Here is a 16,518-nt window from a genome sequence, read left to right on the forward strand (position 1 = left end):
GATGATTCCCCTCCTTGGGTGAAAGCCCGATCCGCAGCCGGTTTGCGCTACAGAATCGGCTCCTCCGATTTGTTCAGGCGCATGCTGATCAGCGAGAAGACGAGAATCGCCATCGCCAGCACGAACGCCTGCGCCGAAGCATAGCCCATTTGCAGCTGGTTGAATCCCTGCTGATAGATCAGGTAGACCGGCGTTTTGGTCGCGTTGGCCGGTCCGCCCTGCGTGAGGACGAACGCCTGGTCGAACAGCTGCAGCGCGCCGATGATCGCCATCGTGCTGACGAGGAACGTCGTCGGGCGCAGCTGCGGCCATGTAATGTAGCGCAGGCAGTCGAAGCGCGAAGCGCCGTCGAGCCGCGCCGACTCGTACAGATAGTCCGGAATGCCCTGCAGCCCGGCGAGGTAGATGATCATGTTCGAGCCTACGCTCTGCCACAGCGTCATCATGATGATCGCGATCATCGCTGTCTCGGTCTGCGACGTCCAGGCGGGCCCGACGATGCCGAAGCCGGACAGAATGCCGTTGACCATCCCGTATTCGGGGTGCAGCAGCCACAGCCAGACCGTCGCCGCGGCAACCGCCGACGTCAGCGTCGGCAGGTAATAGAATGTCCGCAGCACTTTGACGCCCCGGGCGGCGCGGTTGAGCAGCACTGCCAGCAGCAGCGAGATCAACAGATTGAACGGCACGAACACGATCGCGTAGAAGCCGACGTTGACGAACGTTTTCCAGTACAGATTGTCCTGCAGCAGACGGCTGTAGTTGGCCAGTCCGATCCAGTCGTTTTTGCTCAGCACGTCGTAATTCGTGAAGCTGAGATACAGCGCCATGCCGACGGGAATGATCATGAAGATCGCGAACAGCAGCATGGTCGGCAGAATGAACAGATAGCCCATTCGCGCCTGGTGCCGGCCGAGTCTGGCGGCCGACGAACGCGATTTTTCCAATTTTCCGGCTGATATCATGCGCTTGTCCCTCCGTGCGCGCCTGTCGGACTCTCCGGCGAGGTACGCGTTTTATGTGGCGGGCCGGATCTGTCACCGGGTCCGGTCCGCGCTTTTTTACCGATGCCGCCTTATTGCCGTACGGCTATACTGCCTTGTTTACTGCACGACCGCGTTTTCCTGAAGCAGGCGATCGCCGTCCGTTTGCGCTTTTTGCAGCGTGTCTTCGGCGCTCTGCTTGTTTTGCAGGAACAGTTCCAGGTTCGGGATCAGGGCGTTTTCTTCCATGACCGAATAACCGGGATGGGTCGGACGGACTTTGGCGTATTCCAGCGCTTCGAGGAACGGCTTCCAGCGCTCGTCTTCCGAGAAATACGGATCTTCGACCGCGGGACGGAACCCGGGAATGTTCTGGCTCGTTTTGGCCCACAGCAGCGCATTGTCTTTGTTGGCGGTCCACCATTTGATAAACTCCCACGCTTCGTCCGGATTTTTCGATCCCTGCGGAATGACGAGGCCGAATCCGCCCATATTGCCTCCGGTGTCGCCGGCCGGACCGGCCACGGGCGGCACGATGCCGTATTCCAGGTCTTTGCCGTATTTGTCGTACGTGCTCAGCATCCACGGGCCCGTGTACAGCATGGCGACTTTGCCGGTCACGAACGCGTCCGCGCCTTCGCCGAGCCCTTCTTCGAAGCCGACTTTGTACACTTTGTCTTCGTTCATCATCCGGCCCCACAGATCAAGTACCTGCTTGCCGGCTTCGGTATTGACGTTCACTTTGCCGTCTTCGGTCATGACGCTGCCGCCGGCCTGGCGGATATACATGCTGAACAATCCGGGGTCGCCGAGCGACATGCCCGCCACGTTCAGTTTATTGCCGTCCCATTTGGTGAGCGTTTTGGCGACGTTCGCCAGGTCGTCCCACGTCTTGGGCGGCTGCAGCCCGGCTTCGTCCAGCATCTTTTTGTTGTAAAAAAGAGCGCGGGTATCGACGGTCAGCGGAAGGCCGTACAGTTGGTCCTGGTACGTCAATTCCTTCAGCGCTTCTTCGTAAAAATCGGCCCGGTCCAGACCGTCGCGCTCGACGTATTCGTCGACCGGGTGCAGCACGTTTTTGGGCGCGTACAGCGACGTCCGCCAGCGGTCCCAGAAGACGATGTCCGGCGTGCCGCCGTTCGTCGCCGCCGTCAGAAACTTCGTGATCACGTCCTGCTGCAGCACGTATTTCACTTCGATCTTGTCCTGCGAGGCGTTAAACGCCTTGACCATCGTCTGGATCTGCTCCTGCCCGTCCCCGCCCCAGTCGCCCCACAGCGTCAGCGTCTTTTTGCCGCTGGCGCTTTGCCCGTCCGCCGCTCCGCCGCTTCCTCCGCAGCCCGCCAGCAGACCGATCATCAGCACCGCCGCGGCCATGGCCGCAATGACTTTTCTCAAATTCCCCGCCTCCTCGTTTCGAATGCAAGCTTCGCGGCCGGACCCGCCGGCGCGCGTCTTCCCGTTACTTCCTGACGACGATTCCGCTGCACATCAGCGCCAGTTCGCAGAACATCATGTTCGCCCAGGAGAACCACGGACGCGTGAACTGTTCGGGCTCGTCCGCGTGGAACCCTTCGTGCATGTACCCCGTCCCTCCGTCCGTCGTCATGAGCAGTTCCAGCATGCGCTCGCGCTCCGCTTCGTGCCCGGCCGTCATGCCCTGCATCGCCAGCGCGATGGGCCAGATATAATTCGGCGGCGTATGCGGACTGCCGATTCCGGAAGCGGCTTGCCCGGCGTAAAAATAAGGATTGTCCGCGCTGAGCACGAACGACCGCGTCGCTTGGTACAGCGGATCGTCGGCGCCGCAGTAGCCGAGATACGGCAGCGACAGCAGGCTCGGCACATTGGCGTCGTCCATCAGGTTGAACGCACCGAGCCCGTCCGCTTCGTACGCGTACAACCGGCCGAATTCCGGATGCTCCGTCACGCCGCTCTGTTCGATTCCTGCCCTGAGTTCCCCGGCCAGCGCTTGCGCAGCTTCCGCGAGCTCGGCATCGCCGAGCACGTCCCGGGCGATCTCCGCGGCATACCCGAGCGCCACGACGGCAAAAGCGTTCGACGGCACCAGATAGCCGTATCGGCAGGCGTCGTCGCTCGGCCGGAAACCCGACCACGTCATGCCGGTATATCCGGTCTTCATACCGAGCCCGTTTCGCTCCAGCGTATCGGTCGGCGCACCGCTCGTACGCACGAAGCGGTAGCTTGAATCGCGCTCGTGATGCTGCTCTGTCCGCCACGTGTCGATGATGACTCTGACGCCCTGCCGGAAAGTGTCATCGAACTGCGAGACGCGGCCCGCGTTTCTCCAGAGCAGGTACGCCAGTTGAATCGGGTAACAGAGCGAATCGATCTCGTATTTCCGTTCCCAGATCCATGGCCCGGACTCGGTCTCGTCGCCTTGATGCCCGTGTCCGTTGGCGCTTTCGTTGAACGCGTTGGCGTAAGGATCAAGCAGCACGTACCGGAACTGCCGGCGTACCACTCCTTCGATCAGGTCGCCGATCTCCGGGTCTTCGCTTGCCGTCAGAAACGGTCGGACCTGCGCGGCCGAATCTCTCAGCCACATGGCGGGGATATCGCCGGTAATGACGAACGTCGTGCCGTCTTCCTGCTTCTTGAGCGTCGTGTTCCACGTATTGGCCAGGCAGCGTTCAAACCGCTCGGCTACTTCCGTTCCCTGCCTGGCCTGCACTTGCGCGGTCAAACGCTTCAGCGCCGACGGGATTTCCTGCGTGTTTGGCATCGTTGTCGCTCCTCTTTTCCGGGACTCACATTGTCCAGCCCCTTTATGTAACCGCTCTCAAAATCGAGTATATTGGCATAACATATTAATGTCAATATATTATTTAAAATTTTGCGCTATGTTGGTATATGTAGCAAAAGAGGACTTCGCCGGGGGCGAAGTCCTCAAGTTTCACAAAAAGTCCAATCTGTACACAATCGATAATCGCTGTAAAAAGAATCGTGAAAAAATGCGTGACGGTCGCTTGTCGCCTTTTGTACCGGCTGATTCAGCTCTTTCTGACGGCGGCCGTCGAAGAACCGGGAACGAGTTCGGCAGGCAATCTTACTTCGGCGGCAGGCTGTGTGCCGGCGAGGATACCGAGTACGGTCTCGATCGCCAGGCGGCCCATCTCTTCTTCTTTTTGACGAATATGCGTAAACAGATAACCTTCGCCCACATTGAGCGTCGGGCTGTCGAAGCAGACGATCGAAAGGTCCTGCGGCACTTTTTTGCCCAACCGTTCCGCGGCGGCTTTGGCGAGCAGCGCAATATAATATTCGATCGCGAAAAAAGCGGTGATGTCCGGATGGCTCTCCAGATGCTCCGCGATACGCTGAATCTCTTGTTCGATATTGCTCGCGTAAAAAGCATCGGGCAGCGTCGCCGTGATGTCGTTCATCCACAGCCCGCGGTCGGCCGCGATGCCGCAGTCGGCATGGGCGCGCACGAAGCCTTCGATCCGCTCCTCGATCGCCGTCGTATCGCGGGGCGGAGGCGAGAGCAGCGCAATATTGCGGTGGCCGAGCTCGAACAAATGGTTGACGGCAAGCGCCGCGGCTTCCGCGTTGTCGGTGCTGATCGACGCGGCGGCCAAGCCTTTGAGTTTGCGGTCGATCAGCACGAGCGGGAACTCGGCGATCACGAGCTTCAGAATCTCCGCATTGAAATATTCGCCCTGCGCCGGAAAAACGATCAGCCCGTCCACGCCGAGGCCGCGCATTTTCTGGATAGCCGATTCTTCGCTGGCCTGATCGCCGAACGTGCGTCTCAGCACCAAAAAGCTGTCGTTTTTCCGGGTGAACTCTTCCATGCTGTAGAGCAGGCGCGTGCCGTAACTGGCGGAAAAGTCGGTCAGCACCAGCCCGATCATTTTTTCTTTTGCCGCAGGGACGGTACGGTCGGCAGTCTGCGCCGAAGCAGCCCGCCCCGGCCGCGGTCCGTCGGGCGAATCCGAGCTGACAAAAGAGCCCCGTCCCGGCATACGGACGATCGCGCCTTCGGCGGCCAGCAGATCAAGCGCTTTTTTGCTCGTGATCCGACTGACGTTGTAGGCGTCGGCCAGTTCTTTCTCCGACGGGATCTTGTCGCCGCTGCGGTACACGCCGGTCTCGATCAAGCTGCGCGTTTCGTTGAATATTTTCTCGTACATGGGAATCGAAGAAGATAACTCTTTCAAAAGGCTTTCCTCCGCTTCTGCTTAACGTTTATATAACAATATATCATGTTATGTAGCAGGCTGTCCATGCCTTGGACTTCTGCGCTTCCGGCTTGGCTTGGCTTGGCTAACGAATCGTATCCGTTACAATTCTCGGCCGTCCTCCAGACGTCCGGTTAACTCTTTGCTCCGCCTTTTCTCGCTTCCGTTATCGGGACTATCCCTTTTCGGTTCCTGAAATACGCCAAAAACCCGACCCTCCGTCTAGGGAGTCGGGTTTTCAAGCAATTTGTAGGCAAGCTGCGCTCGGCACGGAGGACGAAAAGTTCTTCCCTGCCGCCATTTGTTCGGTAACCGGGCACCGGGCCGCTTCGCGGCTTCACTCCGCCAACTGTTCCATCTGCAGCACGCCGAAAAATCGGCCGTCGCGGGTGACGATGACGGCGTCCCGACGTGTACGCGAAGAACGGTTCTTCGCCCGCTCGCGCACGAGATCGATCGGGGTGTCGAAGTCGACGATCAGCGGATCGGGATTCATGATGCGGCCGATCGCCAAATCGCGGAAATGGTCCGGCTCGTACTCGGCGGTCGTCTGCATATAGAACGTCTCGCTCATGAGCATGCCGGAAGGGCGCAGGCGGCTGTCGCATACGACGACGCACGCTTCCTGCGGCCGTTCCAGCAGCAGCGCCTGCATCACGCCGCAGGTCGCGGAAGCCGGCAGTACGGCGGCGGAGACTACGGACAATCCGGCCGCCCCCGCGGCGTGCCGGTCCGGTGTAGCGACGCTTCCTGCTTGTGTGTTCCGGTCGATCTTCGGGTCGATCGTATGGTGAGCCTCGCCGCTGTTCACGCCGACGCGGCGACTGTTTCCTTCATGGGTTAACGTCATCTTCTCCAGCTCCTTCTCTTCAAAACGCGGCGGATTCGTCGATACACCGCGCGTTCCCGGCTGTTGTTCCTGCCTTCCTGCCGTACATTATCCGTCATCTTACGGCTTGAACATCAGCGCCGTTCGGGAAAAGTGTAACTTTGAAGTAAAGTTCGCAATAAAGTTCCAAGCCAAAACGAATACGAAGTTGGAAAAAGACACAAATCAAAAAATGCGGCCGAACAGGATTCCTGTTCGGCCGCACGTTTGGGTTGAATCTTATCTATCGGATTCGGCTGGTTTGCGTTCCGTTTAGTTCCGTTGATCCGAAATCGGACGTTTTACTTGCGTTTGCGAGCCGCCAGCGCAGCGCCGGACAAGCCGATCGCCACGATCGACAGGGCGAGCGTCACGTACAGCAGCGTATTGTTCGGCTGCGCGGCCGGCGCATCGGACACGGCGGATGCTTCCTGCGTATCCGCGGTCCCGGTCGTGTCGGCCGGAGTCTCCGCTGCGGCGCCGTCGGCCGGCGCAGCCGCCGGATCGCTCACCGCCGCTTCGCCTTCAACCGCCTCGGCCGCTTCGGCCGGAGGCGTCGCTTCGCCCGCGGCCGCAGCCTGGCCGTGCGCGTTCGCGGCCGTCTCGCCGGCTTCCGCGCCGATCGTCGTCATCGAATGCGGCGTGGCGGCGTCTTCATCGCCTGTCCATTCCACGATGCTGCCGTCCGCGTAATACTGGAACGCGTCCCAGGCAATATCGCCCGCCTGTTCCGGGTTTTTGACGACGAACGTAAAGCGTTGGAATTGACCGGCCGCGATGCCGTCTCCTTCCGCTTCCCACGTCACCGTGCCGGCTGTCTCGTCGACCGCGGTCGTCCAGCCCGGAATCGGCTCGTACTGCTGGAACTCGGCGCCTTCCGGCATTTTGAGCACGACTTTGTTCGTATTGACGTCTTTTTCGACCGGGACTTTCATCGTGTACGTTTCCCAGGCTCCCGTACCGGACTCTTTCGGCATGACCGTGACGTGCGCGCTGGCTACCGCCGTGAACATCAGCAGCGCCGCGGAAGCCGGAGCCGCCAAAGCCAGCAGTTTTTTCCACGTTCGGTTCATCTTCGTTTCGGTTGCGTTTGTCATTTCTTGTATCCCGCCTTTTGTTTTGTTATATTGTTCGGCTTTGCAGTCTGGATTTAGTCCTGCACGTCCATCGTAAACGTCCGGTCGGCCTGCTCGAACTTCTCGGACAGCCCGTGCACCTCGACGTTCCACGCTCCCGCACTGCCGAAATACAATCCGGACACTTGATAACTGCCGTCCGGCTGCGCTTCGGCGATCATCTCTGTTCCGTCGCCCGGCGAAGCCTGCGGCGCGACGTTTAGCGTCACCTGCTGCCAATCGGTACGCGGCTTCCCCTGCGCATCGGCAAAACGGACCGTGAAGATCGACGTTCCGACCCGAAGCGGAACGACTTCAAGCGTAATGACCGCGTTCTCCGCGTCTTCGGACGGCTGCGTCGCCGCAAAGTTCGCCGGAGCGGCCGCGACAGGCTGCGGCGTCGATACGTTCGTCAGCAGCCCCGCCACGACCAGCACGACGATGCCGATGGCCATTTCAGCGGCCAGCGAAGCGGTGCCGCGCCGATCTCCTTCACGCCGGGCGCGCCGGAAATGCACGAACCCGAGTCCCAGCATGAGGAGCAGCAGCGCGACTTTGACCAGAATCAGCCGGCCGTACAGACTCGTCAGCAGATCCGACCATGCCGGCACGTGCGCGAGGCTCATGACGACCCCGCTCAGCACGAGCGCGACTACCGAAGCGAATGCCCACGGCGTGAAGCGGCGGAACGCTTTTTGCCAGAACGGAGGGCCTTCGCCCGCCGCGGCCGGCAGCGCCAGCAGCAGCATGAGCATGCCGCCGACCCAGACCGAAGCGCCGAGCAGATGCAGCGTGTCCGCGATCACCTGGCCGAACACGTTCGGCGAACCGGCCGCATGCCCGGTCAGCGCTTTGGTGACGAGCAGCAGGGCAAAGCCGACGATGACGATCGTCCAATGGCCGCCTCTTTTGCCCCAGCCCATGACGTCGTTGACGACGACCGCTCCCGCGATCAGCATGAGCAGCAGAATTTGCAGCAGGAACATCCGTCCCGAAGACGTGCCTTCGAGCGTCTGGGCCAAAATTTCGCGGCCGAACGCTTCGCTCCACGGCACGTCCGCGAACAGTTTCGCCTGCAGCGGCAGCCCGATCAGGATGACCAGCAGCAGTCCCGCCTGCGAAGCCCAGAACACGATCCGGGCCGGCCGCGTCGCCCGCTTGACGCTCCGCAGGTCGGCCGGCAGCAGAAACGCGAGGTACAGCATGCTGCCCGCCGTCAGCGACAGCAGCGTGTACAGCGCCGCGCGCTGGATGACCGTGTCGGCCGACGGCGTATAATTGTCTTCGCCGCCGGAGACGCCGGCGTCGGTCAGCACGCCGTCCGAACCGACGCCGAAGCGGACCGTGCCGCGGATCGGATGGCCGTCGGCCGAGACGACGCGCCATTTCATCGTGTAGATGCCGTCGGGGAATTCGCCTTCGACGCTTGCCGTGACGAGATGCGAATCTTCCGGCGATACGGCGGCTTCGCCGATCGGCATCTCGTCGCCTTTGGTGTTCGTTACTCCGATCGACAGGAATTCGCCCTGGATCGTCTCGTTGAAATTCAGTTCAAGGCTGCCGGGCATGTTCGCCACCGAAGTCTGGTCGCCGGGATTTGACGACAGCAAGGTGGCATGCGCCGAGGCGAGGCCCGGCAATGCGACGCCCGCCGCGATCAGTGCCGCAAGCAATATAAGCGGCAGCCTTTTCCATCTGCTAAGCCATAAATTCAAAGTAGGCCTTCCTTTCCGTTCAGCGCTCGCCGCCGAATCCGTCACGGCCGACCCAGCCTTTTTCTATCGCGTAGCGGGTCAGCTGGACGCGATTTTGCAGCTGCAGCTTTTGCAAAATATTTTTGAGATGATTTTTCACCGTATGTTCGGAAATGCCGAGCACTTCGGCCGCTTCGCGGTTGGTCAGCCCGGAAGCGACCTGCCGCAAAATTTCGCGTTCCCTGCCGGTCAGCGTATCGCCGCTTTCGGGTTCGGCGGCCGGCGCCGAAAATTCCTTCAGAATCTGAAAAGCGAGTTCACGGCTGAGCGGCGCTTCTTCGCTGACGATCGCCCGCAAATATTCGATCCAGGTCGACGGAGCGAGATTTTTGAGCAGATATCCCTGCGCGCCCTGCTTCAGCGCTTCCAGCAGGTAGGCAATATCGTCGGATACGGTAATGATGACGATTTTGACGTACGGATAAGACATTTTGATCCGCCCTGTCGCTTCCAGCCCGCCCATGCCGCTCATGCGGATATCCATAAGTATGAGGTCGGGCATCCATTGTTCGGTAAAAGAGATCGCTGCCGCGCCGTCCGAGACGACGCCGACCACTTCAAACGACGGATCGAGCGACAAAATGTCGCAGATCGCTTCCTGCGCATGCTTGTGGTCGTCCACGACCAATACGCGGCACCGGTTCATACGCTCGCCTCCCCTTTGCCCAGACGCACCGAAGTCCGCCCCGGCTTGTCGTCCAGCTCGAACGTCCAGCCCATTTCGGCGGCCCGGTCGGCCATGATCTTGAGTCCGTAGCGGCCGGGCGCCGCCAGCGGATCTCCCTGAAACCCGCGTCCGTCATCCGCGATCTCGACCGTCCAGCCGGCAGCCGAGCCCCGGCCGGTCACTTCCGTGCGCGTCGCATGCGCATGCTTGCGCACGTTGATGACCGCTTCGCGGATGCAGGCGAGCAGCTCCGCCTTCTCGCGCGTCGCCAGCGCTTCGTCGGGCAGGCTCCAATCGACACTCACGTCGATCATCGCCTCGACCGCCAGCCGCCCGACGCGCGCGGCCATCGATTCCTCGGCCGCGTAGGCCGAGCCGGGCACGCCTGCGGCCGCGGCTTCGCCCGGCTGTTTCGCGCCGCGCTTGGGCGGCGCTTCTTGCTTCGCCGCTTCTGCGCCCGCGCCAGGCGCCGGCGCTCCCCCGGCGACCGCCGTCTGCGGCGTGCCGGCACGCGCCGTCTCTTTGAGGTTCGCCAGCGCCTGGCGAACGTACCGGTCGACTTCGTGGACCGTGCGGCGCACCGCGCCGAGCTGGTCGCCGAGTCCCGCTTCATCGGCGCCCCGCTCCATCCGGTCAAGCTTGACCGACAGCAGGAACAGCGACTGCGCGATCCCGTCGTGCAGTTCGCGCGCCAGTTCTTCGCGCGCTTCGAGGCTCGCTTTCATGCCGCGCGCCTGCGTCAGCTCAAGCTGCATGCGCTCCAGCAGGGCGAACAGCCGGCGCAGCAGCGTCACGCTGACGAGAAACAACAGTATGGGCGTCAGCACGTTGCCGGCGTCCATGGACAAGACCGGCATCAGAAATTGATGCCGGACATATTCCCACAAGCCGACGACGATCGTCGGCACGAACAAAATCAGCCATTTGATTTGCGTATAACTCATGCGTCCTCCTGCCTTCCGTTTTGACGGCATGGCTTTCTTCTTAAATTTTAACCAAAACCGCTCGGCTTCAAATGGCCCGTTCGGGCTACGTTTGACGCTTTTTTGACTTTTTCGCGTCCCGGCAGCCTTGAATTGTTCACTTATTGATCACAATCGGGTAAACTGGCTAAAGTGCTTCTATTGTCCTATATGAATATGGTTCCATCCGTGGAATCCCTTTAATGCACTTTTAATCGAAAGCGGAGGTTGCAGCAATTGGAATTGTATTGGTTCGGTCAAGCCCCCTGGTTTTTGCTCGTTCTGAATTTATTGTTGGCGCTCACCGTCGTTTTCCTCGAGCGGCGCGACATCGGCGTGACCTGGGCCTGGCTGATGGTCCTCTTTTTCCTGCCGATCGCCGGGTTCATCCTGTATCTGTTCTTCGGACAGAACCTGAGCCGGGTCAAACGTTATCAATTCCGGGAACAGGAAAAGATTTTGCTGCCCGGCATCTCTGTCCAGCGTCAGCAGCTGCTCGACGAAGAACTGCATTTCAACGATCCGCGCACGGCGCGCTACCGCGAGCTGCTGCATATGAACATGGTCGGCGACTTTTCCCTGTATACGCAGGATAACGACGTGACCGTCTACGCGGACGGCACCGAGAAATTCGACGCGCTGCTCGCGGACATCGCCGGCGCGCAGACGTATATCCATGTCCAGTATTACATCTGGCAGAACGACAAGCTCGGACGCCGCCTGATCGACGCGCTGACCGAAAAAGCGAAGCAGGGCGTCGAAGTCCGCGTGCTGTACGATGCATGGGGCAGCAAAAAGATCGGACGCCGCTTCCTGCACGACTTCCGCGAAGCGGGCGGCATGGCGGCTCCCTTTTTCCCGTCGCGCATTCCGTTTATCAACTTCAAGATGAATTACCGCAACCACCGCAAGCTGGTCATCATCGACGGCTCGTGCGGGTACATCGGCGGGTTCAACGTCGGGGACGAATACCTCGGCGAGGTGAAAAAGTTCGGCTACTGGCGCGATACGCATCTGCGGATCGAAGGCACGGCGCTGATCCAGATGCACGCGATCTTCCTGCACGACTGGAGCTTGTCCGTCCGCCAGAAGCTGCCCGAGAATGTGTTCCTGTCCGTCACCCGTCCGTTCGAAGGCAAAGTCGGCGCGCAGATCATCTCCAGCGGCCCCGACCAGAGCCGGGAGACGATCAAGCTGTCCTACATCAAGATGATGGACGAAGCGCGCGAGACGATCATGATCCAGACGCCGTATTTTATTCCGGACGAGAGCATGATGACCGCGCTGAAGATGGCGATTCTGTCCGGCGTCGAAGTGCATCTGATGATTCCCAAAGTGCCCGATCACAAAATGGTCTACTGGGCGTCGTATTCGTACCTCGGCGAACTGCTCGATCTCGGCGTCAACTGCTATCTGTACAAAAAAGGATTCCTGCACGCCAAAACGATGGTCGTCGACGGCCGCCTCGCGTCGGTCGGCACCGCCAACATGGACATTCGCAGCTACAAGCTGAATTTCGAAGTCAACGCGATCCTGTACGATTCCGGCAAAGCCGGCGAGCTGGAGAGACTGTTCCGCGCCGACATGGAAGACAGCGAGATTCTGACCGTGGAGCAGTACAAGCTGCGTCCGCTGGTGCGCAAAGCGCTGGAGTCGTTCACGCGGCTGCTGTCGCCGATTCTGTAAGGGACGCTCCGTCGTTCCAAGCCTTTTTATCCGTCAAAAAAATCCGCTGTTCTCGCCACTCCGGCGATTGCAGCGGATTTTTCGTGCGTGTAGGCGGCATCGAATGTGCGGCGGCCCCGGCCGCCGCACATTCGCCCAGCGCAGAACGTAAGCGGATCGCAGTCAGGTCGGCCGGTCGATCTTGAACAGTCGGCCGAGCTCCGCGTATTCGCTGCCGGCCAGGCGGGCGACCGGACGCAGCTGCTCGGTCCGCACGTAGCCGCGCTCTTCATCGTAGATCGACTCGTCGAGCCGGAAGCGCAGGATGCGCGCGATCAGCAGATCGTGCGTCACGCGGCCGTCGTCCGCCTTGAGCGGCAGATGCGATTCCAGGCGGCATTCCAGCCGCACTTTCGCTTCGGCGATGCCCGGCACCGCCACGGCGTCGCTGTCGACGAGCGTCAGGCGCGTCAGGTCGATCTCGCTCTCGCCGGGCGGCAGCAGCGCCGCGGTCTTGTTCATCTCTTCGACGAGACTCTCGTCGCAAATATGCACGACCAGTTCGCGCGTGTCCGTTACGTTGCGCGCCGTGTCCTTCATGCCGCCGTCCGGGCGGCGGGCGACGGAGAACGCGACGAGCGGCGGGTCCGAGCTCACCATGTTGAAATAGCTGAACGGCGCCGCGTTGACGATGCCGGTCTCGCTCGACAGCGACGTCACCCAGGCGATCGGACGCGGCACGATGGTGCCGGTCATCAGTTTATACACAAGCTTGCTGTCCAATTGCTGCGGATCGAGATTGGGCATGGGAAAACTCCTCTCGTAAAAAGCACGTCAAATAACGCCGACCGTCGGGCGCCGCGAAGCTTGGGCGTCCGATCCGGCGTCTGCTGCTCGCTTTTTTTCACATAAAAACGGCCCCCGCGCCTCAACTCATCGCGGGAACCGTCCTGCATACACTTTACACCACTACTGCGAAAAAGTCATGCAGCTTTTACGCGGAACCTGTTTACAGCTCGATCTCGGCCGCGCGGGCGTTCGATTCGACCTGCTCCACGCTTTTGCAGCCCGGGATGACGCAGCTAACGGCCGGGTTCTTCAGGCACCAGGCCAGCGCCCATTCCGCCATGCCTACGCCTTCCGGCACTTCGCCGCGGCGAATCTCTTCGACCTGCTTCAATTTCTCGTCGACTTCCGCGCGTTCGCGCCCTTTGCGCACATTGTCTTCGAACACGGCGCCCGGCTTGTATTTGCCGCTCAGGAAACCGCTTGCCAGCGGCACGCGCGCCAGCACGCCGAGATCCTGGCGTTCGCAGGACGGGAAGACGCGTTCTTCCGGCACGCGGTCGATCCGGTTGTAGACGACCTGAATCGCTTTGGCGTTCACCTGGGTCGCTTTGTCGGTCTGGTACAGATTGTCGTTGCTGCCGATCGAGATGCCCAGATTGCGGATCTTGCCGGCCTGCATCTGCTTGTCCAGCATCGTCCACAGCTCGTCGTTGTCGAATACTTCGTCCGAACCGGAATGGAATTGGTACAGGTCGATATAATCGGTGCGCAGCGATTTGAGCGATTCTTCCAGCTGGAGACGGATCTGGTTCGTATCCCAGGCGTTCGTCCAGTGGTCATGCCATTGATGGCCGAATTTGCTGGCGACGATCCAGTCTTCCCGCTTGCCTCGCGACAGATAATCGCCGATCAGGCTTTCCGAGAGATGATGCGGTCCGTAGCACTCGGCCGTGTCGATCAGGTTGATGCCCAGCTCCTGCGCCCGGTTCAAAATGGCATCGACGTCGTGCTGCTTGTAATCCTGACCCCAATCGCCTCCGAACTGCCACGTGCCTACGCCTACGACGGATACGTTCAATTCGGTACTGCCCAATCTTCTGTATTTCACTTCCGCTCACCTCTTCATGATGTTTTCGGGACGCCGGGCGTCCCGCGCAGCCGGTATGGATGACCTTTTCCGGATAGCGCTTCCATGATAGGGGATCGCCGGACTTTTTTCAATCCCTTTCCGTTCGTTCGGTGCAAAAAACGTCAAACAGCCGTCTTCCCGCAGGAAGACGGCTGTTTGGGCAGAACGTGAACGGATGCAGCTTCACACTTTGGTCTTGGCCAGCAAATAGAGGAAATAAGGCGCGCCGATCACGGCGACGACGACGCCGGTCGGAATATCGGTCGGCTGCAAAATCCAGCGTCCGAGCGTATCGGCCACGAGGACGAGCAGCGCGCCGGCCAGAGCCGATACGGGCAGCAGAATCTGGTGCTTGGGCCCGACGAGCCGGCGGCCCAGATGCGGGCCGATCAGGCCGACGAAGCCGATGCCGCCGCTGACCGCGACGCAGGCGCCGGCCAGGCCGACCGCCGCGGCGAGCAGCAGCAGCCGTTCGCGCTCGATCGCCGTGCCGAGTCCCGTCGCCGTTTGATCGCCCATGTTGAGCACGTTCATCACTTTGGCTTTGTAGAATACGAACGGCAGGAACAGGATCAGCCACGGCAGCAGCGCCACGACGAACTTCCAGCTCGTGCCCCAGATCCGTCCGGCCAGCCACGAAGCGACGAACTGATACTCTTCCGGATTGAGGCGCAGCGTCAGCACGATCATCGCCGCGCTGATGCCCGCCGCGACTCCGATGCCCACGAGCAGCATCCGCGTCGGCACGAGACCTTCGCCTTTTTTGTAAGACAGCACGTAGATCAGCACCGCCGCAGCGCCCGCGCCGATCAGGGCGAGCACCGGCAGCAGGAACACGGAGCCGCTGACCGTCGACGAGAAGAACGAGACGTATAGCATGACCATGAGGCCCGCCCCGGCGTTGACGCCGAGAATGCCGGGATCGGCCAGCGCGTTGCGCGACAATCCCTGCATGACGCAGCCCGATACGGCCAGCCCCGCCCCGATCAGGATCGATATGACAATGCGCGGCAGCCGGAACTCGAACAGGATCAGATGCTGCTGATCCGTGCCCTGGCCGAACAGCGTCCGCATGACGTCCATCGGCGACAGCCGGATAAAGCCGGTGTTCATGCTGACGATAAACGCGGCAATGATCAACACGATAAAAATTACGATAACCAGGAGCCCCCGGCTGCGCTTGCGGCGCTCGGCCTGGTGAATCATCGATTCCATTACAGGCTCCTCCTTTCTTTGACCGCGAGATACAGGAAGAACGGCACGCCGATCAGCGCGACAAGCGCGCCGATCGGCGTCTCCTGCGGCGGATTGATCATGCGCGCGGCCAGATCCGCGAATACGATCAGCAGACTGCCGAGCACCGCGGAACACGGAATGATCCAGCGGTAATCGACGCCGACGAGTTTACGCGTCAAATGCGGAATGATCAGGCCGACGAAGCCGACCGATCCGACGACCGAGACGGCCGTGCCGGCCAGCACGAGCACGATCAGCACGCCCAGCAGCCGGACGAGGCCGGTGCGCTGGCCGAGGCCGGTCGCGATATCGTCGCCCAGGCTGAGCAGCGTAATCGAACGCGACAGCGCGATCGCGCCGAGCAGCGCGGCCGCGACGACCGGAAGAATGATCTGGATTTGCAGCCACTGCGTGCCGGCGACGCCGCCGGCATACCAGAACGCCAAATCCTGGCCGATCTTGAAGTAGAGCGCCACGCCTTCGCTGAGCGCGGTGAACAACGCGCTCACCGCCGCTCCCGCCAGCACGAGGCGGATCGGCGTCAGGCCGCCTTTGGACCGCGAACCGATGCCGTACACGATCCCGACGCCGGCTCCGGCGCCCACGAACGAATACAGCATAAGGCCGAGAAACGACAGTCCCGGGGAAAATGCGAAACATAAAGCCAGCGCAAAGCTGGCTCCGGCGTTCAGCCCGAGCAGGCCGGTATCCGCGAGCGGATTGCGCGTCATGCCCTGCATGATCGCGCCGGCGACGGCGAACGCCGCGCCGACGATCGCCGCGCCGATGACGCGCGGCATACGCAGTTCCCGGATGATCTGGTGCTCCGTCAATTCCGGATTAAAATGAAACAGCGCGTTCCAGACGTCGGGCAGCGCGATATCTTTGGCTCCGATCGCGATCGCGACCGCCATGCCGAGAAGAAGCAGGATGACCCCGCCGACCAAAATCAGCGAAGCGGCCCACGGCCGCGAACGGACTTTGACTTTCTCTACGGCTTTCTGCGGCGTTTCGGGCAAAGCGGACGGTCTCATCGCGGTTCGCCCTCCCCGCTGCGCAGGCTGCGCTCGAAGCGTCGGCCGCCGTCTGTTTGGTTTTGCGGCCGCGCGGTTGTTGCGTTTTGCATATGGTTCACGACATCACCC

Annotated in this window: 14 protein-coding genes; 1 reads left to right on the top strand and 13 read right to left on the bottom strand. The window is 61.0% G+C overall.

Annotated elements, in window-relative coordinates; all coding sequences use genetic code 11:
• Positions 1-47: 47 nt before the first annotated feature.
• The 9 genes from FTE24_RS22550 to FTE24_RS22590 form a co-directional block, all read right to left on the bottom strand.
• Positions 48-965, bottom strand: a complete 918-nt coding sequence (locus tag FTE24_RS22550; protein ID WP_150228614.1) for a carbohydrate ABC transporter permease — start codon at positions 963-965, stop codon at positions 48-50.
• 138 nt (positions 966-1,103) lie between these two features.
• Positions 1,104-2,360, bottom strand: a complete 1,257-nt coding sequence (locus FTE24_RS22555) for an ABC transporter substrate-binding protein (RefSeq protein ID WP_150230611.1) — start codon at positions 2,358-2,360, stop codon at positions 1,104-1,106.
• Between the two features lie 85 nt (positions 2,361-2,445).
• Entirely contained in the window at positions 2,446-3,729 is a 1,284-nt protein-coding gene (locus tag FTE24_RS22560; protein WP_150228612.1) for a glycoside hydrolase family 125 protein, read from the bottom strand.
• 268 nt (positions 3,730-3,997) lie between these two features.
• Positions 3,998-5,167, bottom strand: coding sequence for a GntR family transcriptional regulator (locus tag FTE24_RS22565; RefSeq protein ID WP_150228610.1), 1,170 nt, complete (start codon positions 5,165-5,167; stop codon positions 3,998-4,000).
• A gap of 358 nt (positions 5,168-5,525) precedes the next feature.
• The gene (locus tag FTE24_RS22570) at positions 5,526-6,038 is read right to left on the bottom strand and encodes a hypothetical protein (RefSeq protein WP_150228608.1); all 513 of its coding nucleotides are present in this window, start codon (positions 6,036-6,038) and stop codon (positions 5,526-5,528) included.
• A gap of 320 nt (positions 6,039-6,358) precedes the next feature.
• Positions 6,359-7,153 (bottom strand): YcnI family copper-binding membrane protein, encoded by a 795-nt coding sequence (locus FTE24_RS23635; RefSeq protein WP_415663165.1) that lies wholly within the window; start codon positions 7,151-7,153, stop codon positions 6,359-6,361.
• A gap of 53 nt (positions 7,154-7,206) precedes the next feature.
• A complete protein-coding gene (locus FTE24_RS22580; RefSeq protein ID WP_160441869.1) occupies positions 7,207-8,886 on the bottom strand; it encodes a copper resistance CopC/CopD family protein in 1,680 nt (559 codons plus the stop codon).
• A 19-nt stretch (positions 8,887-8,905) separates the two neighbouring features.
• Complete coding sequence (locus FTE24_RS22585; protein ID WP_150228604.1) at positions 8,906-9,571, bottom strand: response regulator; 666 nt, start codon at positions 9,569-9,571, stop codon at positions 8,906-8,908.
• A complete protein-coding gene (locus FTE24_RS22590; protein WP_150228602.1) occupies positions 9,568-10,536 on the bottom strand; it encodes a sensor histidine kinase in 969 nt (322 codons plus the stop codon). The genes FTE24_RS22585 and FTE24_RS22590 overlap by 4 nt, the downstream gene beginning before the upstream one ends.
• Positions 10,537-10,797: 261 nt before the next feature.
• On the opposite strand from FTE24_RS22590, the gene cls reads away from it, so the two are divergent.
• Positions 10,798-12,240, top strand: a complete 1,443-nt coding sequence (cls, locus tag FTE24_RS22595; protein ID WP_141450562.1) for a cardiolipin synthase — start codon at positions 10,798-10,800, stop codon at positions 12,238-12,240.
• Positions 12,241-12,402: 162 nt separating this feature from the next.
• Here the strand turns inward: cls and FTE24_RS22600 are convergent, their stop codons facing one another.
• The 4 genes from FTE24_RS22600 to FTE24_RS22615 form a co-directional block, all read right to left on the bottom strand.
• Positions 12,403-13,026, bottom strand: a complete 624-nt coding sequence (locus tag FTE24_RS22600; RefSeq protein ID WP_150228600.1) for a flavin reductase family protein — start codon at positions 13,024-13,026, stop codon at positions 12,403-12,405.
• Between the two features lie 202 nt (positions 13,027-13,228).
• Positions 13,229-14,116 (bottom strand): aldo/keto reductase, encoded by an 888-nt coding sequence (locus FTE24_RS22605; protein WP_150228598.1) that lies wholly within the window; start codon positions 14,114-14,116, stop codon positions 13,229-13,231.
• Between the two features lie 204 nt (positions 14,117-14,320).
• Positions 14,321-15,352 carry a FecCD family ABC transporter permease gene (locus FTE24_RS22610; RefSeq protein ID WP_150228596.1) on the bottom strand — a complete coding sequence of 344 codons (1,032 nt, stop codon included), beginning with the start codon at positions 15,350-15,352 and terminating at the stop codon, positions 14,321-14,323.
• Positions 15,352-16,407 carry a FecCD family ABC transporter permease gene (locus FTE24_RS22615; protein WP_141449555.1) on the bottom strand — a complete coding sequence of 352 codons (1,056 nt, stop codon included), beginning with the start codon at positions 16,405-16,407 and terminating at the stop codon, positions 15,352-15,354. The genes FTE24_RS22610 and FTE24_RS22615 overlap by 1 nt, the downstream gene beginning before the upstream one ends.
• Positions 16,408-16,518: the final 111 nt, after the last annotated feature.

The sequence above is a fragment of the Saccharibacillus sp. WB 17 genome (assembly GCF_008634075.2).
GTDB lineage: Bacteria > Bacillota > Bacilli > Paenibacillales > Paenibacillaceae > Saccharibacillus > Saccharibacillus brassicae.

What these genes read in the sequence shown, in the direction of transcription:
- FTE24_RS22550 (WP_150228614.1), bottom strand. Translation starts at nt 965, where the DNA reads ATGATATCAGCCGGAAAATTGGAAAAATCGCGTTCGTCGGCCGCCAGA.
- FTE24_RS22555 (WP_150230611.1), bottom strand. Translation starts at nt 2,360, where the DNA reads ATGGCCGCGGCGGTGCTGATGATCGGTCTGCTGGCGGGCTGCGGAGGA.
- FTE24_RS22560 (WP_150228612.1), bottom strand. Translation starts at nt 3,729, where the DNA reads ATGCCAAACACGCAGGAAATCCCGTCGGCGCTGAAGCGTTTGACCGCG.
- FTE24_RS22570 (WP_150228608.1), bottom strand. Translation starts at nt 6,038, where the DNA reads ATGACGTTAACCCATGAAGGAAACAGTCGCCGCGTCGGCGTGAACAGC.
- FTE24_RS23635 (WP_415663165.1), bottom strand. Translation starts at nt 7,153, where the DNA reads ATGACAAACGCAACCGAAACGAAGATGAACCGAACGTGGAAAAAACTG.
- FTE24_RS22585 (WP_150228604.1), bottom strand. Translation starts at nt 9,571, where the DNA reads ATGAACCGGTGCCGCGTATTGGTCGTGGACGACCACAAGCATGCGCAG.
- FTE24_RS22590 (WP_150228602.1), bottom strand. Translation starts at nt 10,536, where the DNA reads ATGAGTTATACGCAAATCAAATGGCTGATTTTGTTCGTGCCGACGATC.
- FTE24_RS22600 (WP_150228600.1), bottom strand. Translation starts at nt 13,026, where the DNA reads ATGCCCAATCTCGATCCGCAGCAATTGGACAGCAAGCTTGTGTATAAA.
- FTE24_RS22610 (WP_150228596.1), bottom strand. Translation starts at nt 15,352, where the DNA reads ATGGAATCGATGATTCACCAGGCCGAGCGCCGCAAGCGCAGCCGGGGG.
- FTE24_RS22615 (WP_141449555.1), bottom strand. Translation starts at nt 16,407, where the DNA reads ATGAGACCGTCCGCTTTGCCCGAAACGCCGCAGAAAGCCGTAGAGAAA.